The following is a 26,460-nucleotide window of genomic DNA, read 5'->3' as shown; positions in this document are numbered from 1 at the left end:
ATCTCTGAAACTTAATTTAAAGGAATGAGTTTATCAGCAAGCGGGTTTTTTAGGGTCTGCGTCTTGGCCAGAAAAGGCAAATAATGTTGTGCAACCTGTTTTTCTGCTTCAAGAATCGGCATATGCCCGACATTATTTAAAATCACTGGTTTCTCGGCACGTTTCAGCAGGGCATGCAGTTCTTTAACTACTTCGACATTAATGATCCGATCCTGTCTGCCCCATAAAATCAAGGTGGGTGCTTCTACCGTGCGGGTCAGGCGGGCAAAGGTTTCCGGTGTATAAATCCGATTTAGCATCACCACCTGATCAATCGATTTGCTGGTTTGTTCAGCGCGTGAAATCAACAGTTTTTCCTGTGCATGCCGTAACTGATAAGGAATCACTGGCGGATTCTGCATCAGCTGTTTGGAAACATCTTGCAGATCACCGGGTTTGCTGACGATCAGGTCTTTTAAGGCTTGAGGATCTTTGGTATAGGGAGTATTCCCCATTTTGTAAAGACCAGCACTATTGATTAAAAAAAGACTTTGCGTATCGAAAGGATATTGTGAAGCATACACCGTAGCAATCGATCCACCCAGAGAGTGGCCGGCAATGTGTAAATTTTCGTCCACATTTAAGGTTTCAAGGAACAAACGCAGTTGAGAGGTCACATTGGGCACAGAAACATCAAAATTTTCCGGAACTTTGGTGTCGCCGTTGCTTGGCAGATCCGGAATAATGACATGATAATAGGGCGTCAGAAACTGGGCGACCCGGTTCCAGTTGTCGCGCGTGCCGGCCAGACCATGAATCAGTAGAATGGATGGTTTGTTCTTGGCACCGCCTTCGCTATAACTCCAGGTGACCTCGCCAATTTTGAGGGTCTTGGATTTGAGACCGGCAAGGCTGCGTTCTTGTAACAGATGCTGCTGCAAGACTTTGGCAGATGTTTCATTTTTCTGGCTAAATAGTATTTGAGCATGTGTCAGGCCCGGTAATGCCATGCTTAAGGCAACTACGGCTGAACAAATCATTTTCGAGCGCAATTTTATTATTTTCTTCATTGGCCATTCCCCAAAACAAACCCAGTGAGCAAATTGCTCAATCAAAATACTTCCATGTTATAAATTTGCAATTTTCATTCAAATAAAAACATTATTCTTCACTCTATTTTAAATCAATCTTTGCGCTTGTCACCCATTAGTTTTTTGCTGAATTACATTAAATGACTGGAAAATGTGATGTATTGCGCATAAATTACCTGCAGAAATGAAATTAGATAAATGCTAAAAATTTAATCAGCTAAGATTTTTTGCAAGTGACATTCAAAAAAACTGGCAGTAAGATATTGCAACTAAAACCATCGGTGATAGAAAAGAATGCTCACAGCTCAAGAAGCTTTAGAACGTCTTAGACAGGGTAACCAACGTTTTGTCAGTGGCGATACCACGCATCCAAAACAACTTAGCCACCAACAGCGCGCAGAAATGGCAGAGGATCAGAATCCGTTTGCGATTGTCTTGGGATGTTCAGATTCGCGCGTTCCAGCCGAAATGGTTTTTGATCAGGGTCTCGGCGATCTTTTTGTGATTCGTGTTGCAGGTAATATTGTTGCACCCTCACAGGTCGGCAGTGTTGAATTTGCCGCGGCACGTTATGATTGCGCGATTGTGGTGGTGTTAGGTCACAGTCACTGTGGTGCGATTAAAGCGACTATTGATACCTTGATGTGTCCAGATTGCCCCCCATCGGCAAACCTGATGTCGATTGTGAACCGCGTACGTCCTTCAGTTGAAACTTTAATGCAAACTGAACTGAAAAATGACTTGGCAAAATTGTCCAAGCATGCAGTACGTTCCAACGTATTTGCTTCGGTGAATCAGTTGCGTCACGGTTCAGCCGTTCTGGAAAACCTGATTGGACAAGGAAAACTAAAAGTCGTGGGTGCTGAATATTCACTGGAAACTGGTGAAGTGACATTCTTCGATTTCTAATCACGATTCATCTAAATATATTCTAAAATAAGTTAAAGGCGCTTTATAAAGCGCCTTTAATGTATGGATAAGCATTATTTAACAGGATTGTCTGTGCTTTAGCATTTGGATGAATCAGATCCTTTTGCATCAATGTTTTATTACCGGCGACACCCTGCATAAAGAAGGGCAATAACTTCACCTTATATTGCTGACTCACCACTTTATAATTATTTTCAAAAGCCTTGCTATAGGCCTGCCCGTAATTAGGCGGCATTTTTATGCCAAAGACGATGACCTTGGCCTTGGCTTTCTGGCTCTGCTGAATCAGGCTGGCTAAATTTTTTTGAATCATTTGCGGTGGTTGTCCACGTAAGCCATCATTGCCACCTAACTCAATCACCACAAGGTCTGGACGATGCGTCTGCAGCAATTTTGGCAGCCTGGCCAGTGCTCCGCTGGTGGTTTCACCGCTGACACTTGCATTGACCACTTTATGCTGTTTCGGATACTGTTGCTCTAAACGCTTTTGTAATAAATGTACCCAACCCTGCTGGGGCTGGATACCATAACCTGCACTTAAACTATCACCTAAAATCATAATCGTCTTTGCTGAAACCCCAAGAGGTAACAGGCACAGACTGAGCAAAAAAAAGTAAGGCAATAGCCGAGTTTTCTGATTAAGATCTTTCATATAGGACACGTATGATTCAAAGCAGCAACGATTCGACCATCATGCCACAGGCTATTATTTCTGCCCAGAAATTGACACAAAAGATACAACTTTCACAAAAACAGCTCACCATTTTTGAGGATCTTGATCTGGATATTCAGGCCGGAGAACAAGTGGCAATTACCGGTCGTTCCGGTTCCGGAAAATCCACATTACTGGGTATTCTGGCGACACTGGATCAGGCAAGTTCAGGTCAGCTTATGGTCTGTGGCGAATCAGTGTCTAACTTGAATGAAGAACAACGTGCACTGGTACGTTTAAGAAATATCGGGTTTGTCTTTCAGTCTTTTCAGCTCTTACCGCACCTGACTGCACTTGAAAATGTAATGCTGCCATTACGTTTGCAACCTGGTTTTAAATATGCAGAAGCTGAGCAAAAGGCGTTGGCATTACTACATAAAGTTGGTCTGGATCGACAGACGCAGCAAACCCCAAAAGTATTGTCCGGGGGAGAGCAGCAACGTGTAGCCATCGCTCGTGCACTGGTTAGTGAACCAAAAATCATTTTTGCCGATGAACCCACGGGTAACCTCGACGGCGAAACTGCCAAAGAAATTGAACAACTACTCTTTCAACTGAATCGGGAACTGGGGACGACTTTGGTGCTGGTCACGCATGACCGCAAACTGGCGCAGCAGTGCCAGCGGCATTTTGAATTGCTGAATGGCGAGCTGATTGAACATCCGAGTGGGGGATGAAATGAATCCATTATTTCGCCCCTTACTGACGCAAAGCTTTAAAACGACCGGAATTTATCTGCTGATTATTGCCTTAACGCTGGCAATTAGCGCGACCACTGCACTTAAGTTTAGTAATGAGCAGATCCAAAATGCAGTTGCCTTGCAGGCAGCAGAAATGCTGGCTGGTGATCTGGTGCTTTCAGATAATGAGCCTTTGCCGGAGCAGTGGCGTGATCAGGCCAAGCAGCTGGATTTAAAGCAGTCAGAAGTCACTTTCTTTAGCAGTATGGCCTATACCGATGCGCAGTTTGTTATGGTCAATGTCAAAGCCATTGATCAGGCTTTTCCTTTGCGTGGCGAACTTCGGGTGCAACCGGCAAAAAAGTCGATTCAGTCTGGTGAAATCTGGCTCAGTCCACGAGCCATGGATTTGCTCAAAGTCAAATTGGGGGATCAGCTGAATATCGCCGATGCAGCATTCAAAGTCACCGCCAAGATTGAACAGGACTCCAATCAGGAGCTTGGATTTTCCGGTTTTTCGCCGACCGTGATTATTTCCCAGGTGGATGTGGCACGAACTAATGCCATTCAGGTAGGGAGCCGGATTGAATATCGCTTACTCATGGCTGGCCGTCCGGATGATACCCAACAATATGAAGCCCTGTTCAAGCAGCAGGTCAAGTCAGCAAATGCCTCAGCTGAAACGCCAGCGGAAGTACAAGGGCAGGAATTTGAGGAGCAAAGCAGTCTCAGATTGCGCAATGCTAGTGAAGGCAATACCCGCTTGATGAAGCCGATTGCTAATCTGGACACTTTCCTGCAACTGGCCAATATTTTGACCATTCTATTATGCGGGATTGCCATTGCCTTAACCGCGCAGCGTTATGTGCAGCAGAATCAGGATCATATTGCCTTAATGCGTTGTATTGGCGCCACCAAGCAGCAGATTCTGTCGGCTTATCTGGCTTTACTCGGGATGGTGCTGTTGATTGCCATGCTAATTGGTACCGTGGTCGGGATCAGTCTGGGTTATGGACTGTTGCAATTGATGTTGCAGCTGATTCCAAATTTACAAATTGAATTTTCCGCTATCGCAATGTTGCTTGGGCCATTGCCGGTCGCGATGCTGACCAGTGCTGTAGTGTTACTCGGCTTTGTCATGCCAAGCTTGTTGCAACTGCTGAATACGCCACCGATCCGGGTGATCCGCCAGCAGGAAAAATCAGTGCAATCTATGCTGTGGATGCTGCTGACCGGAACGCTCAGCCTGATTATTTTTAGTGTGATTTTGACTGAAAATCTTTTGCTGACCGCCTGGGTGATTGGCGCGATTATTGTGTTATGTGCGGTGTTGTATCTGACGGTATGGGGGGTGTTGAAACTGCTGCGGAATATGAAGCTGAATCTGTCAGCCTATGTACGCACACCTTCTCAGACCGCCTTGCAGATTACGGCTTTAGCCTTGGGCTTGAGCCTGATTACAGTATTGGCCGTCTTGCGTACCGATCTGCTGGAGCGCTGGCAGCAACAGTTACCGGAAGGTACACCGAACCAGTTCGTTTACGGTTTACCGCCTTTTGAGATGCCAGCCCTGAAAGCCCAACTTGAGCAGAATGGCTGGAAAAGCACACCACTGTATCCAAATGTCCGTGGGCGTCTGGTCGCCAAAAATGATCAGCCTTTTGCCGAGGAACTGGTGAAAAGTAGCAATACCTTAAGACGTGAACTGAATCTGACCCAGTCAAACCGCTATCCTCAAGATAATGTGATTGTTAGTGGTGACGCGGCTTTAAAGCAGGTCGGCACTGTATCGGTCGAAGCCAATACTGCTGAAGAGTTAGGGATCAAGATTGGAGATAAACTCAGTTTCAGCCTGCCGGAAGGGATACTGGAAGCTAAAGTCGTTAATCTAAGAACCGTCGAATGGGAAAGTTTTAGTCCCAACTTTTTCTTTATCTTTGCACCCAATACCATGGATGCCAATGCCGGCAGTTATCTGGGCAGTTTTTATGTCCCGGAGGTAGATAAGGGCAAACTGGTGTCTGTGATCCAGCAATTTTCCAACACGGTGTTTATTGATGTCAGCCTGATTCTGGAAGAGATCAAACGCATTGTGAATGTGCTGGTGCAAATCGTGACCATTCTGGCAGTACTGGTCAGCATTTCCGGTTTTCTGGTACTGTTGGCCTGTCTGAACCTGTTGATGGATGAGCGCAAACGTGAAGTGGCTTTGCTTCGATCATTCGGTAGTTCCAAGCAGAAACTGAAAACCATGATGAGTCTGGAAATTGGTTTTATTGGACTGTTTGCTGGAATTGTTTCCTGCCTGTTTGCCGAAGTGATCAGCGCGATTGCCAGTTATAAAATGGATTTAATGATTCAGCCGCATTGGGAAATCTGGATTATCTTGCCGATCTTTATGACCACTTTATGTGCGCTGATTGGCCGTTATCGCCTGAGTTATCTGTCAGAGATTCCACCCTTACAAAGCTTGCGTGAGATGAATCAATAAGATTCATCTCCGTGATTTTTAAACTGGCTGAGAGTTAAAGTTTTAGTTGCTGTTGCATCATTTCCAGAATCTCTTGCCACAGTGGGCGAATGGGTTCGAGTAAGGCCAAGTTATGTTGATAAAGCAGCACACAAAGGCCGAACCCGACAATCAAGGCAATCAGATTGAACAGGTGGCTACGCTGCATTTTTTGCCCGATGTACCAGAGCAAGGTGAGAAAAGCTCCCATCAGTATGCCGCCAATATGTGCGGCATTGTTGATTCCGCTGATCATAAAACCCAGCGCGAGGTTCAGGCCCATCACCATCACCAGGGTTTTTTTATCCAGAATAAAACGTTGCTGTGGCAGCATTGGCAATAAGGCTAGCACTGTCAGTGAAGCCCCGAGTCCCATCACGGCACCGGATGCGCCGGCACTGACCGCAGGCAATAAATCCGGATTAGCCACACCGCCTTCGATCAGGCTATAGCTGTCCTGAATGTTCATATAGCCACTGAGCAGGCTGCCCATTAATCCGGCACACACATACAGGCCAATAAAATACATCCGGCCAAACAGCTGTTCGGCAACACTACCAAAAATATACAAGGCCCACATATTCAACATCAGGTGAATCAGGCCAAAATGAAAAAACATGCTGCTAAACAAGCGCATGGGTTCCGCTAAATAGGTTAAAGGTGCATAATCGGCACCCCAGAGAATAGCGTCTCGGGTACTCGGCTGGCTAACATCCATGCCATGCATGGCTTGCCAGCCAAATAATCCAACATTGATCCCGATTAAAATGGCGGTGATCCACCAGAGATGCATTTCAAGTTTGCGATGTTCGACAGGGGGAGAGTATTCAGACATGCTATTTTTTTGCTGTGATTGTATATTTCGAATAAGCTTAACACGAAAAATTAAATTTTCAGGAGTAACGCACTGACATGAAAGCCTTTCTGATCCGCACGATGCTAGTCATCGTCAGTGTGATTCTGCTGGTTCAATTGTGGATCTTTGCCAGTCTGGCTTGGTGGCGAACCAATCCGGTGAACACCACCATGATGATGCGGATTGATTACTGGACAGAGCCTTCCAAAGCGATTCAGCATCAGTGGCGTCCCTATGACGAGATCAGCCTGAATCTGAAACGTGCCATCGTCACTGCGGAAGATGGAAAATTTATTCATCACCATGGTTTTGACTGGGACGGAATTCAAACTGCGCTGAATAAAAACAGAAATCAGGGCCGTGTAGTGGCCGGTGGTTCGACAATCTCCCAGCAATTGGCGAAAAACCTGTTCCTCGTCAACAAGCGTTCCTTTGTGCGTAAAGGTCAGGAAGCAGTCGCGACCTGGATGATGGAACGCATGTGGTCGAAAGAACGAATTCTGGAAGTCTATTTAAACTCGATCGAGTTCGGGGATAATATCTACGGCGTTGAAGCAGCGGCCAAACATTATTTCGGTAAAACCGCACAAAGCCTGACCCGCGATCAAGCCATCTTTCTGGCTGCCATTTTGACCAATCCGAAATATTTCCAGGATCATCGCAATTCCTCTGCATTAAATGCTCGTAAGTGGATGATTCAGCGCTATATGCGTTATGCAGAATTACCTTAATTGATGATTTGAAGAGAAAGCCCAATTATTTGGGCTTTTTTTATGAAATTGTCATCAATTTGAAGCATACTTGGAGGGATAAGCACAATTTTAAATCCGCATAGGTTTGATATGAATACGGCAGCCAGCACAACTTCAGCACAGCCCGAATATACATATAATGATCGTTATATTAATCGCGAACTGTCTATCCTAGACTTCCATTTACGTGTCCTGGAACAGGCTGTCGATCCTTTACATCCATTGCTCGAACGCATGAATTTCCTGTTGATTTTCTCGCGTAATCTGGACGAGTTTTTTGAAATCCGGGTCGCAGGAATGATGGAACAGCTGGATCTGGATAATGAAAGTCGGAGTCCGGATGGCTTGACTCCAAAGCAGGTTTTAGAACAGATTTCTAAAACCGCACATGCTGCCATTGAACGTCAATACCGTATTTTAAATGAACAAATTCTGCCAAAACTGCGTGATGAAGATATTTGTTTCCTGCGCCGTGGTGAGCTGACTCCGGCACAATCTGCCTGGATTAAAAAATATTTTCAAGAGCAGGTTGCGCCGGTTCTCACGCCGATCAGTCTGGACCCTGCGCATCCATTCCCGAGACTGGTGAATAAATCACTGAACTTTATTGTCACATTGGAAGGGAAAGATGCTTTTGGCCGTCAGATTGATCTGGCTGTGGTACCCGCACCGCGTTCACTGCCACGCGTGGTACGTTTACCGGATGAACTGACCGATGGAAAAGAACATCATGTGATGCTGTCGGCGATTATTCATGAGCATGTGTCTGATCTGTTCCCGGGGATGACGGCGACTGGCTGTTATCAGTTCCGTGTTACCCGAAATGCCGATTTAGCCTTGAATGAAGATGTTGAAGATCTAGCCAAGGCACTCAAAGGCGAACTCAGTTCACGCCGTTTTGGCCGCGCCGTGCGTCTGGAAGTGACAGAAAATTGTCCGCAGCATATTTATGAATATCTACTGAATGAATTTGATCTGGACGACGAGCAGCTTTATAAAGTCGCGGGCCCGGTCAATCTGGCACGTTTGCTATCTAACTTTAAACGTCCGCATTTACGTTATGACTCGCATACTCCCATCATTCCTAAAGTACTGAAAAAATCTGAAAATATTTTTAGTGCGATGCAGAAACAGGATATTTTGCTGCACCATCCTTTTGAATCTTTTGCGCCGGTCATTTCATTATTACGTGAAGCGGCACGCGATCCGCAAGTGCTGGCGATCAAGCAAACCTTGTACCGCAGTGGGCCAGATTCTGAAATTGTGCAGGTACTGGCTGAAGCTGCCCGCAATGGCAAGGAAGTCACCGCAGTGATTGAATTGCGTGCACGTTTTGATGAAGAATCCAATATTGCGGTGGCCAATGTCCTGCAAGAAGCGGGTGCGGTCGTGGTCTACGGCATTGTTGGTTACAAGACTCACGCCAAGATGATTCTGGTGGTGCGCCGGGAAAATAACAAACTGGTGCGCTATGTGCATCTGGGTACCGGTAATTATCATGCCGGCAATGCACGAATCTATACCGATTATGGTCTATTAACGACAGATAAAGATCTGTGTGAAGATGTGCATCGTATTTTCCAGGAATTGACCGGTATGGGGAAAATGGCCAAGCTGAAAAAGCTGCTACATGCGCCATTTACTTTGCATGCCCAGTTACTTAACTATATCGATAATGAAATTGCCTATGCTCAAGCAGGGAAACCGGCGCAGATTATTGTCAAAGTCAATGCACTGACCGAAATGCAATTGATTAACAAACTCTATGAGGCTTCTCAGGCCGGGGTACAGATTGACCTGATTATCCGCTCAATTTGCAGTTTGCGTCCGGGGTTGCCGGGTCTGTCGGAAAATATCCGGGTGCGTTCAATTGTCGGGCGTTTCCTGGAACATACCCGCGTGTATTATTTCAGCAATAATGGCAATTCACGTATTTACTGTTCAAGTGCAGACTGGATGGATCGTAACCTGTTTAATCGGGTCGAGGCCTGTTTCCCGGTCGAAGATGAAGCCTTGAAAAAACGCATCTATCAACAAGGTCTGTTGAATTACTTGAAAGACAATCAGCAATCCTGGTTATTGCAAGGTGATGGTACTTGGCTGCGGGCACAGCCCAAAGAAGGTGAAAAACCGCATAATGCACAACGTATTCTGTTAGAGCTGTTTAAATAAGTTTAAGTATTTAAAGAGGCTGAATATTCAGCCTCTTTTTTATTTCGAACATACAATTGAACTGTTTAAGCTGAGTCTGATCAGTTTTCGATAGATGTGTTTGACCTGACTATACATCTGATAATCTTTCATCTGAAGCTGGTTTTGTCGTTCGGTTTGCGATTTATGCTGACTCATTACTTGTAATAACTGTAATTCAGCGAAGTTGAGACAGGCTTTAACGCTGGGCTGGTGCAGGAGATAATCTGCCAATTCAGTATGAATGTAGGCTCCACCGCGCAAGACAGTTGTTAGACTATCAGCGAACTGGGGTAATGAATCATGATGCTGCATATAGCTATCTGCGCCGGACAGCAAGGCTGAATAGATCAGTGCTGTGGAATGAGTATTGAGTATGGCAATAACGGGCGTATCTAGGCTTTGCTGTTTCAGCGGACGGATCACACTGATCTCTGAAGTTGTTGCTGCATGATAAAGAATCAGATTAGGCAGATGTTCAGTAATCATGGATTGTGCGGACAGCATATTGTCCGCATACAGCAGCATATCTGGCTGATAGCCGAGTTGCTGTAGCACGGTCTGGATTTTTGACAGGTCGAGTCCAGTCGGTGAACGAATCACTAAAACCGGTGCAGGCAAAAGGCTAGCCAATAAAACGCGATCCTGTAGATGCTGATAGAGAGCTATACTGTGAATCAGGCAGATGCAAATGCCTATCCCAAAGAATAGTGATTTAGCTGAAATGTAGAGATTCTAAGTTTCTAGGCGGACTGGATGCATTCAATTCAAGATATAAAAAAGGAGCAACATGTGCTCCTTTTTATTATCTATAGATCAGGCAGCATCGTGCTGAGTGATTTTCTGGAAAATCTGTAATAGCACATCAAACTCGCTTTGCAGCGGTGTGCTTTTACGGGTTACCAATGCCAGGGTACGACTTGGGGCTGAATCGATCGCTTTTACCTGAATCTCAGGATTGCCTTTAATCATATTGGTATGGATCGCAATTTCAGGCAGCAGGGTAAAGCCCAGATTTGCAGACACCATTTCGATTAAAGTCGGCAGTGAGCTGGCTTTTAAACGGTGATCATTTTTACGCTCACCAATCGGGCAGGCACTCAAGGCATGATCACGCAGGCAATGACCTTCTTCAAGTAACATCAGGCGAGACAGATCCAGATCTTCTAAAGAGTTTGCTTGTGCAGCATGCTGATCAGATTTTTGGTAAACCAGATACAGATTCTCTTTGGCAATTTCAGCAACTTTCAGACCACGGGTGTCGAAAGGCAATGCCAAAGCCACCATATCCAGGTTGCCATGTTCCAGCTTTTCTACAATCTTTTCACTTTGCGCTTCATGCAGATGCAACTGGATTTTTGGTAATTGCTTATGCACTTCATCCAGCAGCTGGGACAATAGGAAAGGTGCAATTGTTGGAATGACGCCGAGATGTAGATCACCGGTTAAAGGTTCACTCATCTCACGACTTAAACGCATTAGGTCCTGAGCATCGGCCAGTAGAACACGTGCGCGTGCAACCACTTGTTCACCAAGAGGCGTTAAACGAACATTCTGGCGGTCGCGTTCAACAAGTACGCCACCGAGTAAACGCTCCAGCTCCATGATGCCGCCAGACAAGGTTGACTGGGTGACAAAGGAGCGGCGAGCAGCTTCTGTAAAGTGTAGCGTCTCTGACAGTGTTACGAGGTATGACAGCTGTCTTAGGGATGGTAATGCAGCCATAGTGTCCTAATGTTTATGATTTAAAATGATCAGCAAATAATTCGCTAAGATATGGAATAAAATGCGGTGGGATATCATGCCCCATTCCATCAATTAATTCAAATTTAGCCCCTGAAATTGCTTTCGCAACGGCCTTGCCATGGCTAGGAGGCAGCAATCGATCTCGAGAACCATGGACTACCAGGGTTTCTTGTTTGATTTGCTTGTCCAGTTGCAGCAATGAGCCTGTACATAATATTGCTAAAAACTGTTGAAGTACACCAGCAGGATAGTAACTTCGCTTATATAATTTACGGGCGGTCTGTACCGCTTCCAGATGATTGACATAACCTGGCGAGCCGATGATCTTAAACAGTTTCAAACTATGATCAACAATGCCATCTTCATCTGTTGAAGCCGGTTTGTCAATCAAACTAAAGAGTTGCTTAGGGAAGGGCGGTGGCAACATCGGCTGGTTATTGCTGGTAAACAGTAAGCCCAGTTTTTTGACTTTGTCCGGATAACGCGCGGCCAGAATCTGGGCAATCATACCGCCCATCGAAGCACCCAGCACATAGACTTGTTCCAGCTGCATTTTTTCAATCAACAGACTGACATCTTCGGCCATATCATACAGATCATAAGGTGCACCCTGATTACCCAGACCCAGCACAAAACGGCTCATCATTTTCAGGGTATTCAGGCGTGGACCTTTGTGATGGACTTTTGAAGACAGACCAATATCACGATTATCAAAACGGATGATGTGATAGCCATTGTCTATCAGTGACTTGCAGAAAAAGTCAGGCCAGTACAGCATTTGCCCACCCAGCCCCATAATCAGCAAAATGGTGGGATGTTCCGGATTTCCACCAACCTCGACATGTAGCTGGATCCCATTGCCAAGATCGACCTTGGTTTCATGCATGAACGAGGTATAAGGGGAAAGATTAAACTGTGCTGCGCTGTACATAGTCGCTGTCCTAATTAAAGGATATTTCGTTTAAAAAATATCCTTGCTATTAAACCTCTAAACCGCAGCAGGAATCAAGTCAGGAACCTGTTTGGTCAAGGCCAGACGCTGTTTGGCTGCAGTGGCGCCCAAAAGCACGAAACCACGTAAGGTGCCGTTAGCATCGAGCGCTTTAGCCAGCATGCCATCGTCAAACTCTTCAGTTTCCCAGGTGACATCAACATCAACTGGTGCAGGTAATACCGTTAAAGGTGCAGCAGGCGTTTTGACTGCCACTGGCATAGCCGGATAATGTACAGCGGTATGTTCACCGTTTAAGGTTTTTGCCAAAGCGCGGGCTTGTTGCATGATCGGCATGACATAAGGCAATAAAGTTCCATTGACCTCGGCACAGTCACCTACAGCATAGATGTCGGCTTGGTTGGTTTCCAGTTGTGCGGTGGTCAAAACTCCGCGACTGGTATGTACGTCTGCCTGTTTCGCCAAAGAAATATTTGGCTGTAAGCCCACCGCAGATAACACTACATCAGCGACCAAAGACTGACCATTGGCCAGCGTGACCAGATAATCCCCATTGTCCGCACGAGAGACTTTTTCGACTGTTGTGCCCAAGACAAAGTGAATGCCGGTTTCTTCAAGATTCTTCTGGAATGCAGTAGCAACATGTTCTGGCAATAAACGGCCAAGCGGCTGAGGCGCCAAATCAATGACGGTAACCTGATGATCGGTATTTTGCAGGTCGTTGGCAAATTCACAGCCAATCAGGCCTGCACCTAAAATCACTACACGTTTGTCTTCACGTGCTGCCAGATTGTTACGGAAAGCTTTATAGTCACTTAAATTGTTGACGACATGAATGTCATCGCTGGCATCACCGGCAATCGCCAGACGTACCGGATTGGCACCGATGGCTAATACCAGTTTGCTATAATTTTGCGTACTTTCCTGACCATCTTTTTCCAGAACCAGCTGATGATCTTCCGGATGAATGGCTTTGACCCAGGTATGCTGTTCAATGCGCATATTCAGCTGTGCTGACATTTTAGCCGCATCGCCTAGTGGAATTTGTTCAGGCGCTTTATTGCCAGCCAAAGCATTGGAGAGCGTCGGTTTGGCGTAATTGACCGCATCATCCGCACAGATCATCAGCAATTCATGTTCTGGATTGAGTTTACGAAATTCACGTGCTACGGCATAACCCGCCATACCTGAACCAATAATGACGATAGGATGCATAGTCGTTTCCATATGGTAGAGCTCCATGCTGTATAAATGATTGAAAGGCATAAAAAAAGACCATATGGATATGGCCTTTAACTGGACGTGATTAGACTTCGATCATTTCGAAATCAATTTTAGACACGCCGCAATCTGGACAGGTCCAGTCATCTGGGATATCTTCCCATTTGGTGCCTGCCACGATCCCGTCTTGAGGCCAACCTTCTGCCTCGTCATAAATCCATCCACATACGATGCATTGAAACTTTCTCATGTAACTCTCCAAAACTGAGCAACTGTAGGCGTCAGCTTAAAATCCATAAAAGGCAAGACTCTAAAAGAATATGACTTTTTAACAGTGAACATATTTGGCTAAATTTTTACGCAGTTCTATTCATAAAGTAAAGTGAATAAAAGCTTAATCAGCGAAATTAGCAGCAGAATAGACGACACATTCCTCATTTATCTAAAAATCACGCCAATCAGCTTTTCTGGCGTAGGCGGTTAAAGGATAAAAAGCTGACGATGGCAAAAATGAGTGTTTATCTTGTGGGATAGACCAAAGTCGTGCAGTAAAAACTTGAGTTTTTAGGTAATTTAAAATCAGTAAAGTCCGGATTAAATATTTTTAAAATAAATCAATATAATAAAATCAATATCTTGTAATTAAACGTCGGGTTTTTATTAGGCAGCTTGGCTTGTCCGCTCTACTCAAATAGGTTTAAAATTCCCATATTCCTTTTCTTTTTTTAAGATCTCCCATGAGCAATTTGTCTACTTCTTTGTGGTCTCACATTCGTACGGTCCAAGATTTTCCAAAACCAGGAATTTGCTTCTTTGATTTGACCCCACTTTTCATGAGCAATATTGGTCCATTGACTGACGCTTTGATTGCCAGCATTCCTGCTGACAAACTGGCAGAAGTAGAAAGCTTTATTGCGGTTGAAGCGCGTGGTTTTGTGTTGGCAAGCTTGTTGGCACAACGTACAGGCAAAGGCTTATTGTTGGTGCGTAAAGCAGGTAAATTGCCACCTCCAGTGGTCGGTGTGGGTTATAGCCTGGAATATGGTCTGGATCGTTTAGAAATGTCTGCGAACGTTCAGTCCCAGAAAGTAATTATTGTGGATGATGTTCTGGCAACCGGTGGAACCTTAAAAGCTGTGAATGAACTGGCTCAAAAATGCCAGCATGAAGTACTTGGTGCAAGTATCTTCCTTGATCTTCCTGACCTGCATGCTGAATTAGGCCTGGATATCTGGTCAGTATTGGACGACAAATCTCAGCCTGAAGCGGCAGTTGCTTAAGTCATAAATTAAAAAAAAGCCCCAAAAATGTGGGGCTTTTTTATTGCCTGATAAAATGATCTTCGATTTCCTGAATCAGTGTATTAATTTGCTCAGGATGTTCCAGACGATGATGGCCGCCATCAACTGCCTGAATTTGCATATAGTCTTCAAGTTGTGTCTGAACCGCATGCATATCCAGAATTTCATCGCCCAGCTCCAGATAGGCAAACTGAGGAATATCATGCTGTAAATCGTGATGCCCAATCGGCGGATAATCATCGCGGAAGTTAGGCTGCAAAATGGGATTGGCCACTACACATGGAATTTGATACGCTTGTGACATTTTCAGTGCCCAATAACCGCCAAGACTGTGGCCGACCAGAATATCCGGTTTGATGGTTTCAATCATCTCATGATAAAACTCGGTGACCGAACTATAACTCAGATTTCGATAATCGACATCGATACAGTATTTATGTACCACATCAATGGCATGGAACTTGGTGGATTCTCTGGAGGAATCTAAGCCATGTAAAAACAAAATCTTAGACATAGTTCATTACTCATTTTTATGGGACATGCCATATTGGTTATTTGTTGATTGGCACATCATCTTCAATCTGAGCGTCATTGTAGAACGTCTGGGTGTACAAGGCAGTTAGCTATTGGTCTAAGCCACAATTTTGCAGTGCAATGATTTTGTATAACCCCTGTCTGATTTAAACTTTAATCCCAACTGAGAGCAGCGGGGTGCTGCAAAAGGTTGAAGAAAGGCAATTTAAAAGAGTGACAGAAGGGCTCAACCGAATGGTGTAAATAGCAGGATAGTGGATTTTTCCAAAGAAAAGCCGGTTCCTGAGAGTGTTTGCGCTACGATTTGAGAAGGATTTCTGCTATTCTATGCAACTTCTATTTTTTAACTAATCTTATTCGAGGCAGAGATGACGCAAACTAACGCTCAATCGACTTCTGAACAAATCATTTCCGAAAACGATTTAATTGCACAGCGTCATGCCAAGTTAAAGCAAATCGAAGCTCAGGCACAAGAAACAGGTAAGAGCCCATGGCCGAATACCTTTAAGCGTGAGCATTATGCCCAGGATTTACAAGACCAGTTCGCTGATAAATCTAAAGAAGAAATTGAAGCAGGCGAAAAGGTCTACGTCAAAGTTGCCGGTCGTGTAATGTTGAACCGTGGTTCATTTATCGTGATCCAGGACATGACAGGTCGTATCCAGCTTTATGTTGCGCGTAAAGAACTCGCTGAAGATGTACTGGCTACCATTAAAGGTCTGGACCTTGGCGATATCATTGCAGTCGAAGGTTATATCGGTCGTTCGGGTAAAGGCGATTTGTATGTACATATCGAACATTTTGAATTACTGACCAAATCATTGCGTCCACTTCCAAACAAGTTCCATGGTCTGAACGATACTGAAGTGAAGTATCGTAAACGTTATCTTGACCTGATCGTTAATGAAGAAACACGTAAAACTTTTGAAATTCGTGCCAAAGTTGTGGCGGGTATCCGTGCCTTCCTGACTGAAAAGCGCTATATGGAAGTTGAAACGCCAATGATGCATGTGATTCCAGGTGGTGCATCAGCACGTCCTTTTGAAACACATCACAATGCACTGGACATGTCATTGTTCTTGCGTATTGCGCCAGAGCTCTACTTAAAGCGTTTGGTAGTCGGTGGTTTTGAACGTGTGTTTGAAATTAACCGTAACTTCCGTAACGAAGGTGTTTCTACCCGTCATAACCCTGAATTCACCATGATTGAATTCTACCAGGCGTATGCAGATTACAAAGACTTGATGGAATTGACCGAGCAAATGCTAGAGCGTCTGGCGATTGATATCTTGGGTACGACTGACGTGCCTTATGGCGATGAAGTGTATAGCTTCAAAGGGCCATTCAAGAAAATTTCAATGTTCGATGCGATTCTGGAAAATAACCCGCAATTTACTCCTGAAAATGTCAATGACCGTGAGTTCCTGGCAAAATTCCTTCAGGAAGAATTGAAAGAGCAAGTGAAGCCAGGTTTTGGTCTGGGCAAACTGCAAACTATGGTATTTGAAGAAACCGTAGAAACCAAATTGCGTCAACCGACGTTCATTACTGAATATCCAGCGGAAACTTCTCCATTGGCACGCCGTAATGATCACAATCCACACATTACCGACCGTTTTGAATTCTTCATCGGTGGCCGTGAGTTGGCAAATGGCTTCTCGGAATTAAATGATCCAATCGATCAGGCTGAACGATTCCAGGCACAGGTTGCTGAAAAAGATGCTGGTGATGATGAAGCTATGCATTACGATGCAGACTTTGTAGAAGCATTGGAATACGGTCTTCCTCCAACAGCAGGTGAGGGTATTGGTATTGACCGTCTGGTGATGATCTTTGCCAATGCAGCAAGTATCCGCGATGTGATCTTGTTCCCGCATATGCGTCATAAAAATGCTTAAATGCTGAATTCAAAATAACCCACCATTGTGTGGGTTATTTTTTATCGATACATCTGAAAGCTTGAGTAAAAAACAACAGTTTAATCGTTGAAAATTAACATAGGAGCGATTAAGGTGAAGCAGAAAATAAACTTGAGAATATTCATCCCATGTTGCTAAAAAAAAACATTATTGAGTGTGTTGCTGACTACGCTTGCTCTTCCTGCTTTTGCTCAGGGCCTGGTTCTAAATGATGCAAATTTGCGTACTGACCTGAACTGGTTAAACCAGCAAGGGGTTATTCAAATCAGTACCTCAACCTGGCCGCTGAGTGGGGATGAAATTCAACGAGCCTTAACAAATGCGCAGATCAGCAATACTGTACAGCAGCGTGTAATCGATTCGGTTCTGGCTAAACTAAAGGCAGATAATCAACTGCTAAAATTGGGTGTATTTGCAGAAACCGATCAAAAAAATATTCCACAGACTTTCGGGGATCAGCAAAAAGCACAATATCAGGCAGCTTTAGAGTTTAATGCTGGCAGTACGAATTGGGATGCCAAAATCAGGGTGAATGCTGAAAAAGATCCACAAATTGATAATGATCAGGATGTAAATCTCGAAGGTTCTTATCTGGCGGGGAAACTTTGGAATCAATGGTTGATTGCTGGGCAGATTCCAACTTACTGGGGCCCAAGCCATGATGGCAGCTTGATGCGTGGTGATGCCAGTCGTCCAGTCTATGGCTTTACAGTTCAACGTGCAGAACAGACAGCATTTGAAAATAAATGGTTATCTTGGATTGGGCCGTGGCAATATCAGGCTTTTGCCGGTCAACTCGATGACTATAGCGCAGTTCCAGACGCCAAATTGATTGGTTTGCGTGTTACAGCACAGCCTTTACCTTATTTAGAGCTTGGTGCCTCGCGTGCGATTCAGTGGGGTGGTGAAGGACGACCTGAAAGTTTAAGTTCGCTGTGGGATGCTTTTGTAGGTAGTAAAGATAATGGGGGTACAGGTGAACCAGACCCATCTAACCAGATTGCCGGTTTCGATGCGCGGTTAAATTTATTTTCTCTTACCCAAATTCCGGTGGGTCTATATGCTCAATATGTAGGAGAAGATGAGGCTGGGGGCTTACCTGCAAAAAAAAATGTATTTGGCTAGAATCGACTATTCTGCTAGTTTGAGAAATATGCCATACTAAGTTTATGCAGAATGGGCAGATACGCGGACTAATGGCAAGGTTCAAGGCATTTCCTACAACCATACGAATTATACAGACGGTTTTTATCAGCATGGTTATCCTCTAGCACATGCTTTAGGTGGCGATGCGCAGATGATTTCCGTGGGTGAAGACATTCGTATTGATTTTATGAACCGCTTATCGGGTCGTATACTTTTTGCTGATGTGAATCAATCGGAACGAGCCGCCGTTAATAATGCTGCTTTTGCTTTTAATGATGAGATTAAAGCACTGGATTTGACCTGGTCACATTATATCCGTCCAGAAATGCCGCTTAAAATTAATGCATGGGTCGGTGATTCAAAGGTAAATGGTCGAGATAGCGGAGTTTCTTTAGGTATCGAAATACCATTAGAAAAAGGCTTGTTCAGTTATTAATTCTTAGCCATGATTAAATCCTGCTTAAACGCAGGATTTTTTTAGCATTTTGAAAAACTATAAACAAAAAAAACGCAATGATTGGGGTTGTCATTGCGTAGAAAAAGGAATGTCTTTCAAACTACTTCATTAACTGTGGAGAGAGTTAAATCTGATTCCTTACTGAATATGACCATAATAGGATGCATTCTCATATGACTCATCAGTATTCATGTTAATACATGTTAAATAAGGTTAAAACTATGAAGATTATGTGGGGATATTTGCATCATTTTTGCGCAATTATAGTTTAAATAAAAAAGCCCTTCATCAGAAGAGCTTTTCAAAGCAATTTTATATTTAGAAATGGAATACGCCGAGGCCAGATTTAACTTCATCCAGTGTCGCCTGGGTAATATCGCGACATTTATCCGTACCAGTTTTTAGAATATCCATGATGTAATCCGGATCTTTAGCCAGTTCAATACGACGCTCACGAATTGGACCGATCAATTCTTTTAAAATGCTTTCCAGACGTTTTTTCACTGTACCATCGCCTAAACCACCACGACGATAATGGGCTTTAAGTTCTTCCAGCTCTTCTTTATTTGGATCGAAGGCATCTAGATAGGTGAATACCACGTTGCCTTCGACCTGACCTGGATCTTCAATACGTAAGTGATTCGGATCGGTATACATGGCATTGACGGCTTTCTTAATATCTTTATCTGTTGCATCTAGCACAATGGTATTGCCCAAAGATTTCGACATTTTTGCTTTACCATCAAAACCAGGTAGGCGACCAACATTGGAAAGTAGTGCCTTACATTCTGGTAACAGGTCATGACCAATTTGACGGTTTAAACGACGCACGATTTCGTTGGTCTGTTCGATCATTGGAATCTGATCTTCACCCACAGGAACTACAGTGGCCTTGAATGCCGTAATGTCAGCAGCTTGAGCCACCGGGTAGCACAAGAAACCGGCTGGAATATCACGCTCAAAACCACGCATCTGGATTTCAGATTTGATCGTTGGGTTACGCTCAAGACGTGAAACCGTCACGAAATTGAGGTAAAGCATGGTCAGTTCATTTAGTGCTGGCAGGCATGACTGCACACAAATTGTGGTTTTAGTTGGATCAATACCGACAGCCAGATAATCCGTCGCCACTTCAATAATGTTACGACGTACTTTTTCAAAATTGTCCGCATTATCGGTCAGGGCTTGAGCATCGGCGAGTAACAAGTGTTGATGGTGAGAATCTTGCAGACCTACACGAGAGCGTAATGAACCCACAAAGTGGCCGAGGTGGAGTTGTCCGGTAGGACGGTCGCCCGTCAAGATCACTGGACGATTATCTTGATTACTCATTATCTATTCCAAAGGGTAGTCAGTACTACAGCTGTATTTTAACGAATGGCAACATTGTACGGCATTCTGTTTTTGATTGTCAGCCAGAAAAAAAGCTGTCGTAAAAAAATCTTATAAATTAAACAAGTGAATACAATATTTTTAAGAATTTTGATTAAACTATCTGGAAAGAAGATAAGGATAATAAGTATGGCGAGCAGTTTATTACTATTATTAGATGATATTGCTACTGTTCTGGATGATGTCGCTGTCATGAGCAAAATGGCAGCAAAAAAAACAGCAGGCGTCCTTGGTGATGATCTGGCTTTAAATGCGCAGCAAGTGACAGGTGTGCGGGCTGATCGTGAATTACCGGTGGTCTGGAAAGTTGCCAAAGGTTCTTTTGTTAATAAACTGATTTTGGTGCCGCTGGCATTATTAATCAGCTTTATTGCAGGCTGGCTGATTAATCCCTTGTTGGTGCTGGGTGGTTTGTTCCTATGTTATGAAGGCGTGGAAAAAATTATTCATACCTTGCATACACCGAAGGCCAAGGACGCGGAACAGGCGCGTGAGCAATTGATTCATACAGAAATGGATTTGCACCAGTTTGAAAATGAAAAAGTCAAAGGTGCTATTCGCACTGACTTTATCCTGTCTGCTGAAATTATCGTGATTACTTTGGGAACGGTCGCCGCAGCCTCGATGCTGACCAAAGTGACTGTTTTAAGCCTGATCGCGGTGGTGATGACCATTGGTGTTTATGGTTTTGTTGCGCTGATTGTCAAACTGGATGATATCGGTCTGCATCTGACTGAACAGCAGTCCGATTTTAAACAAAAAATAGGACGTGGCTTGTTGGCATTTGCCCCGATCTTAATGAAAATTCTCTCCATTGTTGGGACCGCTGCGATGTTTCTGGTGGGCGGTGGAATTATTAACCATGCAATTCCTTTTATTCATCACTTTACTGAAGACAGTGTTGCTTATGTGCAGGATATTCCCAGCATTGGCAACATTGTCGGTGCCGTAACACCGACCTTGATTAATTTCGCAGTAGGAATTTTAGCGGGTCTGCTGGTCATGCTGGTCATCAGCCTGATTAAGAAAATCTGGCCTAAATCATCAAAAGCTTAAGGTGTGGAAATATCTGGATATTAAGCAGATTAAGAAAAGGAAAAGACTATGCGTTGGAAAGGTCGTCGTGTCAGTAGCAATGTAGAAGACCGTCGTGGTGGTGGTGCCAAAGCTGGCGGAATCAGTATTGTTGGATTGATTGTGGCCTTTGTGGCCTGGAAGTTTTTCGGTGTCGATCCACAACAGGCTTATCAAACCACCAAGCAGGTCACTCAGGGGGTATCGGGTGCGGCAGAAACACGTGGCCTGGAAAATCCCACGCCAGAACAGCAGGAGTCGATTGATTTTGTTGGAACTGTATTGGCAGATACTGAAGATACCTGGAATCAGGTGTTTCAGCAGCAGTTAAATCAGCAGTATGTCCCACCGAAACTGGTGTTGTTTAACGGCATCGTGAATTCTGGTTGTGGTACTGCTCAGGCGGCGATGGGGCCTTTCTACTGCCCGACAGACCAGAAAGTGTATATCGATACTGCATTCTTTAAAGATATGCGTACCCAAATGGGCATTACCGGAGAACAGAATGCCACCGAACTTTCCCGCAATGATCAGGCGGGGGATTTTGCGCTGGCCTATGTCGTGGCCCATGAAGTGGGGCATCATATCCAGACGATTTTAGGTATTTCTTCTCAAGTACAGCAAGCACGTCAGCAAGCAAGCGAAGTGCAAAGTAATCAGCTTTCAGTGCGTCAGGAATTGCAGGCAGACTGTCTGGCCGGCGTTTGGGCTTACCATAATCATGAACGTACCCAATTTCTGGAACAGGGTGATGTGCAGGAAGCGATGGATGCCGCCCATAAAATTGGCGATGATTATTTACAGAAACGTGCTCGCGGGCAGGTGGTGCCGGACAGCTTTACCCATGGCAGCAGCGCGCAGCGGGTACAATGGTTTAACACCGGCTTGAAATCCGGTCAAGTTGCGAATTGTGATACCTTTAATCAAAATATTTAAATGACTTCGATAAAAAAAAGGAGCAGATGCTCCTTTTTTTATTTATGCAGAAAACGCCGGAAGTTTCTTAATATCTTGATACTGACAAATAATGCAGCCAAAGCAAACAGTGCAATTGCAAAGACTGTATATTTGAGGTTGCTAATGTCATTTTGATAAAACTGCTGAATTTCTTGTTTGTTATATTCTAAAGCAGTTGCTTTGCCGGTTCGGCTATCTCTGAACTGGATTTTTTCAATATAGAACAGATTTCCCGCTTTGATTAAGTCAACAGTCTGGATTTGACGGGTATGCGATTGATTGTCTTCATCGCTACATAAAGCGCTGTAATGTTCACAGTTGATTTTGGCCACATAACCATTTCCTGCAATCAGAATAAAAATTGCATTGTCTGGTCGCTGGTTATTGGACACCAATACATACTGTTCGCCGGCTGTACTTTTTAAGGGAATGCTGGTGGCTTGCTGATAATGCTGTTCTGCTTGCAGAATTTCCTGAATTTTAGCAAAGCAGGTAAAACATAAGGACAACGTGATCAGAAAAATCACGCTGGCAAAACAGAGACGAAAAATGGTTTTGACAGTTTGATGCATGGGAGAAAAATTCAAAATAGAATAATGGGAAAGCAAAAGCCGAGTGCTGATCTGTATGTTAAATCATCATTCGAAAATACTGAAAAGAAACTTAACTCAATTCGATAAAAAAGCGGACTAAACTTGTTTTGCCAGAATACCTTGCTATTTAAATCTCTATTTTAACAACGCCTCTCGGCGCATAGTGCTCCATATCGCCCGATTTTAGGAAACCGAATGGGAAATTTCTTTTTTCTTCAGCTACTCACGGTGGTCTTTGCTCTGTCTATTGCCACGACCATGTTTAATAAGCGCGTTTTAGGCTTTCCGCAAGCGATCGGTGTCCCTATTGTCTCTGCAATCTTTGTTTTCATTTTGCAGTGGGGCGCCAGTTTACTGCATGGTAATCCATTCTTTAGCATCAATATTGACAATATCGAGCAGGCTGTTCGTCACGTCGATTTCTATGATTTTCTGATCAATGGTGTGATCTGTTTTATCCTGACTTCATCTGCGCTGAAGTTTAAGGTCTCAGATTTGCGTAACCACTGGCGGCCGATCAGTATTTTGGCTGGTCTGGCTTTGGTGTTCTGTGCAGTGTTCTTTGGTGTGGTGTTGTATGGTTATCAGTTCCTGATTGGTAAACATGTTGACCTGCTGGTTTTGCTCTTGCTAGGGGCGGCCTTGGGCGCCACAGATCCGATCGGCATCAAAGGCGTATTGAGTTCGGTTCGCGCACCGCATCATTTGATTGTCAAGCTTGAAGGCGAATCACTGTTTAATGATGCAATGTGTATTGCCTTATTTATGACCTTGCTCAATGTTCTGCAAGGTGAAAACTTTACGGTACTGGCAGTGCTGCAAACCTTGCTTTATGAAATTGTCGTGGCGGTGCTGATTGGTCTCGGATTCGGTTTTGCGATCTTGCGGATTTTGCGCGGTAAGCATGAAATGGAATCTCTGATTTTGACCACGGCCTTGCTGGCTTGTGGTTCCTATCTGGTGGCTTTGCTGGCACATGCTTCCGCGCCAATTGCCTGTGTGATTGGTGGTTTGATTGTTGGCAATAAATGGAAAGAAATCCTGGCAGATGCTGAAATTGGTGACGTTAATCATTTCTGGCATACGGTTGAGGGAATTATCAATTCATTCCTGTTTACCCTGATTGGTCTAGAATTGTTTATTCTGGACTTGAGTACCAGTCTGGTTCTGGGCGGAATGGTGGCTTTTGTGATTCTACATCTGGCCCGTTTTGCAGCCAACTATCTGGCCTTTGCCATGTTCCCAAAAGTCAGCAAGAAAAGCTATAACGGCAGTTTGACCATCCTGTCTTGGGGCGGAGTACGGGGCGGGATTTCTTTGGCCTTAATTCTGGCGGTCGCCAATGTTCCTCAGCTGGAAGCCTATAGCAGTATTCTGGTGGGCTATACCTTTATTGTAGTGCTATTGTCCGGTGTGGTATGTGGCTTGGGCCTGCCTGCGGTGATGAATGCGTTTTATTATAATCCCAATGAAGAGACGCAGGGCTTTAAAGGCTGGTATCAACGCATGTGTCATAAAATGAATCGTAAGGGTTTTCGCTATATTGTTGGAGAAGATGCCAAAGGAAATGAGGCTATTACTATCTTTCAGCCAGAGATTCTGATTGATCAGAAAGATGCAGATGGCGTCGCCACGGTGCATCATCCAGATAAGGTTCAGGAAGTAAAACGACTGGAAAATCCGGATAATTTCTAAAGTTAAAACTTAGAATCTCAATATGCTATGGATTTGTTGTTAGTGAGCTGAGATCGCTTGGGTTAGCGTATTTCATCAGGCTTGATTATTTTCATCTAGCTTTTTGTGGATAGGTTGAGGTGTGATCTTTTATTTAAATGAGCTATTAATGAGATGAAAATGACCCAGACAAGTTCAGCCAATCAGGAAATGACAGAAATGATTTTGGCTGTGGTCAATCAGATTCCATATGCCAAAGTCGCCACTTACGGACAGATTGCCAGACTGGCAGGTTTACCCAAACATGCGCGATTGGTCGGGCGAGTATTAAGTCATCTAGATTCGGACACTAATATTCCCTGGTATCGGGTGATCAATGCACAAGCGAAAATCAGTCTGAAGCAACTGGACGAACATGGCCAGAATATCCAGCAGCAAAAACTTATGCAGGAAGGAATTTGTTTTAGAGGTGATCGAGTGGATTTAAAACGCTATCAATGGGATGGTCTGGTCGAGGTATAAAAAAATCCCCACTTGGTGAAAAGTGGGGATTTTGAAGGTAATTTAGTTGCGAATCACCATCACTGGGATATCCGCTTGGCCGAGAATGCTTTGCGCTACGCTGCCAAGGAACAGTTTTTTGAAGCCAGTACGGCCATGAGAACCAATCACGATCAGGTCAGAATTTAAATCTTTAGCTGCTTTGACAATCTCGCTATAAATTACCTGACCCTCAAGGAGCTGTGTATCCACTTCAACACCGGCACCGGAGAATTTTGCTTTGGCTTCATCCAGCGTTTTCAGGATAGAAGTGCGGGCACGTTCAATCAGGTCATTGGTTTGTGCCGCAGAGATATATTCCGCAGCGATATAAGGGTCCAGCGCCAACACTTGAACCACTGTGACTTTACTGTTAAATGCTTTGGCAATTTCTACAGCTTTATCTACTGCAGCATACGATGTTTCTGAACCGTCAACAGGTACTAAAATATGTTCAAAAGGCATTAGAATTCTCCTAAGGGGAATTTAGAGTTATAAAATTATGACGCGTTAAACCGGGTACGAATAGTTGTTTATACTTTGATCATAGCCTGTATTGTATAAAAATAAAACCAAGTAAATACATAGGTATAATGTCTAATAGATTAAAGAATCAAGCATCTGTTTAGAGCTATTGAACCGAGTTATTTATTTAGCCTAAGTTGATAATTTATATGTAATTAATGAGCTTAGTCAAAATGGCGGTCAATCACATCGAATAGATGTCGGGTCTAATTTTATTTGCGGTGACAGCTGTTCATAGCGATTTAAAATTGTTTGAATTTCACCTGCATAAATTTTTTGCTGTAGCTGCCGGATTTTATGTTCTGTTAAATGTAAATGCGCACAGTGTAATGCAATCTGATTTTCCCCGGTTACCGCCAGTCGTTGAGTCTGCTCATATTCCGGATAGCGCTCGATTTTCTGCTGTGCTCTGCTGAGTTGTGCTAAAGACCTTTTCTGCTGCATGCTCATCAATTGCTGCTGATTAATCCACTGTGCCACATCACGTCTGACGCCATTATAATCTACGAAAATAGGCGAGATGATCTGGCAGGCACTCAGGCTTGAAAGGCCAATGAGTAAAATAAATATTTTGATTTTATACATGTAATGAATTCTCGAAGAATTAAATACTGCTATGAATGCGTGAATTACATACTAAAAAAAGCTTTTTTGTTTAAAATTTAAAAGTTTATTCCATATTTGCATAAAGACTGAACATTTGTGTTTTAAAATGCTTGACGATAGAAGC

The 26,460-nt window shown here is 44.0% G+C and carries 24 protein-coding genes and 1 pseudogene; 12 read left to right on the top strand and 13 right to left on the bottom strand.

From position 1 onward, the window contains the following. Positions 1-11 precede the first annotated feature (11 nt). Positions 12-1,049 (bottom strand): alpha/beta fold hydrolase, encoded by a 1,038-nt coding sequence (locus AC13CK_RS10840; protein WP_425879694.1) that lies wholly within the window; start codon positions 1,047-1,049, stop codon positions 12-14. 315 nt (positions 1,050-1,364) lie between these two features. Between AC13CK_RS10840 and AC13CK_RS10835 the strand changes: the two genes are divergently transcribed. Beyond that, positions 1,365-1,979, top strand: coding sequence for a carbonic anhydrase (locus AC13CK_RS10835; protein WP_004646264.1), 615 nt, complete (start codon positions 1,365-1,367; stop codon positions 1,977-1,979). A 43-nt stretch (positions 1,980-2,022) separates the two neighbouring features. Here the strand turns inward: AC13CK_RS10835 and AC13CK_RS10830 are convergent, their stop codons facing one another. After that, the gene (locus AC13CK_RS10830; protein WP_005104662.1) at positions 2,023-2,652 is read right to left on the bottom strand and encodes an arylesterase; all 630 of its coding nucleotides are present in this window, start codon (positions 2,650-2,652) and stop codon (positions 2,023-2,025) included. Positions 2,653-2,663: 11 nt separating this feature from the next. On the opposite strand from AC13CK_RS10830, the gene AC13CK_RS10825 reads away from it, so the two are divergent. Both AC13CK_RS10825 and AC13CK_RS10820 read left to right on the top strand, forming a co-directional pair. Then, the gene (locus AC13CK_RS10825; protein ID WP_191111963.1) at positions 2,664-3,389 is read left to right on the top strand and encodes an ABC transporter ATP-binding protein; all 726 of its coding nucleotides are present in this window, start codon (positions 2,664-2,666) and stop codon (positions 3,387-3,389) included. 1 nt (position 3,390) lies between these two features. Further along, complete coding sequence (locus AC13CK_RS10820) at positions 3,391-5,883, top strand: ABC transporter permease (RefSeq protein ID WP_482831192.1); 2,493 nt, start codon at positions 3,391-3,393, stop codon at positions 5,881-5,883. A 34-nt stretch (positions 5,884-5,917) separates the two neighbouring features. On the opposite strand, the gene AC13CK_RS10815 is transcribed toward AC13CK_RS10820, so the two are convergent. After that, entirely contained in the window at positions 5,918-6,736 is an 819-nt protein-coding gene (locus tag AC13CK_RS10815; protein WP_425879699.1) for a rhomboid family intramembrane serine protease, read from the bottom strand. Between the two features lie 77 nt (positions 6,737-6,813). Between AC13CK_RS10815 and mtgA the strand changes: the two genes are divergently transcribed. Together mtgA and ppk1 are read left to right on the top strand one after the other, a co-directional pair. After that, entirely contained in the window at positions 6,814-7,488 is a 675-nt protein-coding gene (gene mtgA / locus AC13CK_RS10810; RefSeq protein WP_312584680.1) for a monofunctional biosynthetic peptidoglycan transglycosylase, read from the top strand. A 111-nt stretch (positions 7,489-7,599) separates the two neighbouring features. Then, complete coding sequence (gene ppk1, locus AC13CK_RS10805; protein WP_005107537.1) at positions 7,600-9,681, top strand: polyphosphate kinase 1; 2,082 nt, start codon at positions 7,600-7,602, stop codon at positions 9,679-9,681. Positions 9,682-9,720: 39 nt separating this feature from the next. On the opposite strand, the gene AC13CK_RS10800 is transcribed toward ppk1, so the two are convergent. The 5 genes from AC13CK_RS10800 to rubA form a co-directional block, all read right to left on the bottom strand. Further along, positions 9,721-10,332: a response regulator gene (locus AC13CK_RS10800; RefSeq protein ID WP_425879702.1), complete on the bottom strand. Its 612-nt coding sequence runs from the start codon at positions 10,330-10,332 to the stop codon at positions 9,721-9,723. A gap of 183 nt (positions 10,333-10,515) precedes the next feature. Further along, positions 10,516-11,424 carry a LysR family transcriptional regulator OxyR gene (gene oxyR / locus AC13CK_RS10795; RefSeq protein WP_004279412.1) on the bottom strand — a complete coding sequence of 303 codons (909 nt, stop codon included), beginning with the start codon at positions 11,422-11,424 and terminating at the stop codon, positions 10,516-10,518. Positions 11,425-11,437: 13 nt separating this feature from the next. Further along, on the bottom strand, positions 11,438-12,376 hold the full coding sequence (gene estB, locus AC13CK_RS10790) for an esterase EstB (RefSeq protein ID WP_004646272.1): 939 nt from the start codon (positions 12,374-12,376) through the stop codon (positions 11,438-11,440). A gap of 57 nt (positions 12,377-12,433) precedes the next feature. Next, positions 12,434-13,612 carry a rubredoxin reductase RubB gene (gene rubB, locus AC13CK_RS10785; protein ID WP_425879786.1) on the bottom strand — a complete coding sequence of 393 codons (1,179 nt, stop codon included), beginning with the start codon at positions 13,610-13,612 and terminating at the stop codon, positions 12,434-12,436. A 91-nt stretch (positions 13,613-13,703) separates the two neighbouring features. Continuing rightward, the gene (rubA, locus tag AC13CK_RS10780) at positions 13,704-13,868 is read right to left on the bottom strand and encodes a rubredoxin RubA (protein ID WP_004646274.1); all 165 of its coding nucleotides are present in this window, start codon (positions 13,866-13,868) and stop codon (positions 13,704-13,706) included. Between the two features lie 487 nt (positions 13,869-14,355). Between rubA and AC13CK_RS10775 the strand changes: the two genes are divergently transcribed. Further along, positions 14,356-14,898 (top strand): adenine phosphoribosyltransferase, encoded by a 543-nt coding sequence (locus AC13CK_RS10775; RefSeq protein WP_071850580.1) that lies wholly within the window; start codon positions 14,356-14,358, stop codon positions 14,896-14,898. 40 nt (positions 14,899-14,938) lie between these two features. Here AC13CK_RS10775 and AC13CK_RS10770 read toward each other — a convergent pair whose 3' ends face one another. Continuing rightward, entirely contained in the window at positions 14,939-15,433 is a 495-nt protein-coding gene (locus tag AC13CK_RS10770) for a YqiA/YcfP family alpha/beta fold hydrolase (protein ID WP_004279417.1), read from the bottom strand. 388 nt (positions 15,434-15,821) lie between these two features. Here AC13CK_RS10770 and lysS point away from each other — a divergent pair, with 388 nt between their 5' ends. Both lysS and AC13CK_RS10760 read left to right on the top strand, forming a co-directional pair. Beyond that, on the top strand, positions 15,822-17,351 hold the full coding sequence (lysS, locus tag AC13CK_RS10765) for a lysine--tRNA ligase (RefSeq protein WP_425879706.1): 1,530 nt from the start codon (positions 15,822-15,824) through the stop codon (positions 17,349-17,351). A gap of 180 nt (positions 17,352-17,531) precedes the next feature. Continuing rightward, positions 17,532-18,954: pseudogene (locus AC13CK_RS10760) on the top strand (capsule assembly Wzi family protein). 339 nt (positions 18,955-19,293) lie between these two features. Here the strand turns inward: AC13CK_RS10760 and trpS are convergent. Next, a complete protein-coding gene (trpS, locus tag AC13CK_RS10755) occupies positions 19,294-20,307 on the bottom strand; it encodes a tryptophan--tRNA ligase (RefSeq protein WP_004279419.1) in 1,014 nt (337 codons plus the stop codon). Positions 20,308-20,496: 189 nt separating this feature from the next. On the opposite strand from trpS, the gene AC13CK_RS10750 reads away from it, so the two are divergent. Next, positions 20,497-21,423: a DUF808 domain-containing protein gene (locus AC13CK_RS10750; RefSeq protein WP_004646278.1), complete on the top strand. Its 927-nt coding sequence runs from the start codon at positions 20,497-20,499 to the stop codon at positions 21,421-21,423. Positions 21,424-21,471: 48 nt separating this feature from the next. After that, entirely contained in the window at positions 21,472-22,377 is a 906-nt protein-coding gene (gene ypfJ, locus AC13CK_RS10745; protein ID WP_004279421.1) for a KPN_02809 family neutral zinc metallopeptidase, read from the top strand. 38 nt (positions 22,378-22,415) lie between these two features. Here the strand turns inward: ypfJ and AC13CK_RS10740 are convergent, their stop codons facing one another. Beyond that, positions 22,416-22,970 carry a hypothetical protein gene (locus tag AC13CK_RS10740; protein ID WP_005246964.1) on the bottom strand — a complete coding sequence of 185 codons (555 nt, stop codon included), beginning with the start codon at positions 22,968-22,970 and terminating at the stop codon, positions 22,416-22,418. A gap of 216 nt (positions 22,971-23,186) precedes the next feature. Between AC13CK_RS10740 and AC13CK_RS10735 the strand changes: the two genes are divergently transcribed. Together AC13CK_RS10735 and AC13CK_RS10730 are read left to right on the top strand one after the other, a co-directional pair. Continuing rightward, positions 23,187-24,686 carry a cation:proton antiporter gene (locus AC13CK_RS10735; protein WP_425879709.1) on the top strand — a complete coding sequence of 500 codons (1,500 nt, stop codon included), beginning with the start codon at positions 23,187-23,189 and terminating at the stop codon, positions 24,684-24,686. 159 nt (positions 24,687-24,845) lie between these two features. Then, a complete protein-coding gene (locus AC13CK_RS10730; protein WP_425879711.1) occupies positions 24,846-25,187 on the top strand; it encodes an MGMT family protein in 342 nt (113 codons plus the stop codon). 42 nt (positions 25,188-25,229) lie between these two features. On the opposite strand, the gene AC13CK_RS10725 is transcribed toward AC13CK_RS10730, so the two are convergent. Both AC13CK_RS10725 and AC13CK_RS10720 read right to left on the bottom strand, forming a co-directional pair. Beyond that, positions 25,230-25,670, bottom strand: coding sequence for a universal stress protein (locus AC13CK_RS10725; protein ID WP_004279425.1), 441 nt, complete (start codon positions 25,668-25,670; stop codon positions 25,230-25,232). Positions 25,671-25,910: 240 nt separating this feature from the next. Next, entirely contained in the window at positions 25,911-26,315 is a 405-nt protein-coding gene (locus AC13CK_RS10720; RefSeq protein WP_425879714.1) for a hypothetical protein, read from the bottom strand. Positions 26,316-26,460: the final 145 nt, after the last annotated feature.

The organism is Acinetobacter sp. L-24, assembly GCF_056857555.1.
This window is presented reverse-complemented; position numbering and strand designations above follow the sequence as displayed.

Coding starts and splice junctions, on each gene's coding strand:
- AC13CK_RS10840 (WP_425879694.1), bottom strand. CDS start 1,049: ATGAAGAAAATAATAAAATTGCGCTCGAAAATGATTTGTTCAGCCGTA.
- AC13CK_RS10835 (WP_004646264.1), top strand. CDS start 1,365: ATGCTCACAGCTCAAGAAGCTTTAGAACGTCTTAGACAGGGTAACCAA.
- AC13CK_RS10830 (WP_005104662.1), bottom strand. CDS start 2,652: ATGAAAGATCTTAATCAGAAAACTCGGCTATTGCCTTACTTTTTTTTG.
- AC13CK_RS10825 (WP_191111963.1), top strand. CDS start 2,664: ATGATTCAAAGCAGCAACGATTCGACCATCATGCCACAGGCTATTATT.
- AC13CK_RS10820 (WP_482831192.1), top strand. CDS start 3,391: ATGAATCCATTATTTCGCCCCTTACTGACGCAAAGCTTTAAAACGACC.
- AC13CK_RS10815 (WP_425879699.1), bottom strand. CDS start 6,736: ATGTCTGAATACTCTCCCCCTGTCGAACATCGCAAACTTGAAATGCAT.
- mtgA (WP_312584680.1), top strand. CDS start 6,814: ATGAAAGCCTTTCTGATCCGCACGATGCTAGTCATCGTCAGTGTGATT.
- ppk1 (WP_005107537.1), top strand. CDS start 7,600: ATGAATACGGCAGCCAGCACAACTTCAGCACAGCCCGAATATACATAT.
- oxyR (WP_004279412.1), bottom strand. CDS start 11,424: ATGGCTGCATTACCATCCCTAAGACAGCTGTCATACCTCGTAACACTG.
- estB (WP_004646272.1), bottom strand. CDS start 12,376: ATGTACAGCGCAGCACAGTTTAATCTTTCCCCTTATACCTCGTTCATG.
- rubB (WP_425879786.1), bottom strand. CDS start 13,612: ATGCATCCTATCGTCATTATTGGTTCAGGTATGGCGGGTTATGCCGTA.
- rubA (WP_004646274.1), bottom strand. CDS start 13,868: ATGAGAAAGTTTCAATGCATCGTATGTGGATGGATTTATGACGAGGCA.
- AC13CK_RS10775 (WP_071850580.1), top strand. CDS start 14,356: ATGAGCAATTTGTCTACTTCTTTGTGGTCTCACATTCGTACGGTCCAA.
- AC13CK_RS10770 (WP_004279417.1), bottom strand. CDS start 15,433: ATGTCTAAGATTTTGTTTTTACATGGCTTAGATTCCTCCAGAGAATCC.
- lysS (WP_425879706.1), top strand. CDS start 15,822: ATGACGCAAACTAACGCTCAATCGACTTCTGAACAAATCATTTCCGAA.
- trpS (WP_004279419.1), bottom strand. CDS start 20,307: ATGAGTAATCAAGATAATCGTCCAGTGATCTTGACGGGCGACCGTCCT.
- AC13CK_RS10750 (WP_004646278.1), top strand. CDS start 20,497: ATGGCGAGCAGTTTATTACTATTATTAGATGATATTGCTACTGTTCTG.
- ypfJ (WP_004279421.1), top strand. CDS start 21,472: ATGCGTTGGAAAGGTCGTCGTGTCAGTAGCAATGTAGAAGACCGTCGT.
- AC13CK_RS10740 (WP_005246964.1), bottom strand. CDS start 22,970: ATGCATCAAACTGTCAAAACCATTTTTCGTCTCTGTTTTGCCAGCGTG.
- AC13CK_RS10735 (WP_425879709.1), top strand. CDS start 23,187: ATGGGAAATTTCTTTTTTCTTCAGCTACTCACGGTGGTCTTTGCTCTG.
- AC13CK_RS10730 (WP_425879711.1), top strand. CDS start 24,846: ATGACCCAGACAAGTTCAGCCAATCAGGAAATGACAGAAATGATTTTG.
- AC13CK_RS10725 (WP_004279425.1), bottom strand. CDS start 25,670: ATGCCTTTTGAACATATTTTAGTACCTGTTGACGGTTCAGAAACATCG.
- AC13CK_RS10720 (WP_425879714.1), bottom strand. CDS start 26,315: ATGTATAAAATCAAAATATTTATTTTACTCATTGGCCTTTCAAGCCTG.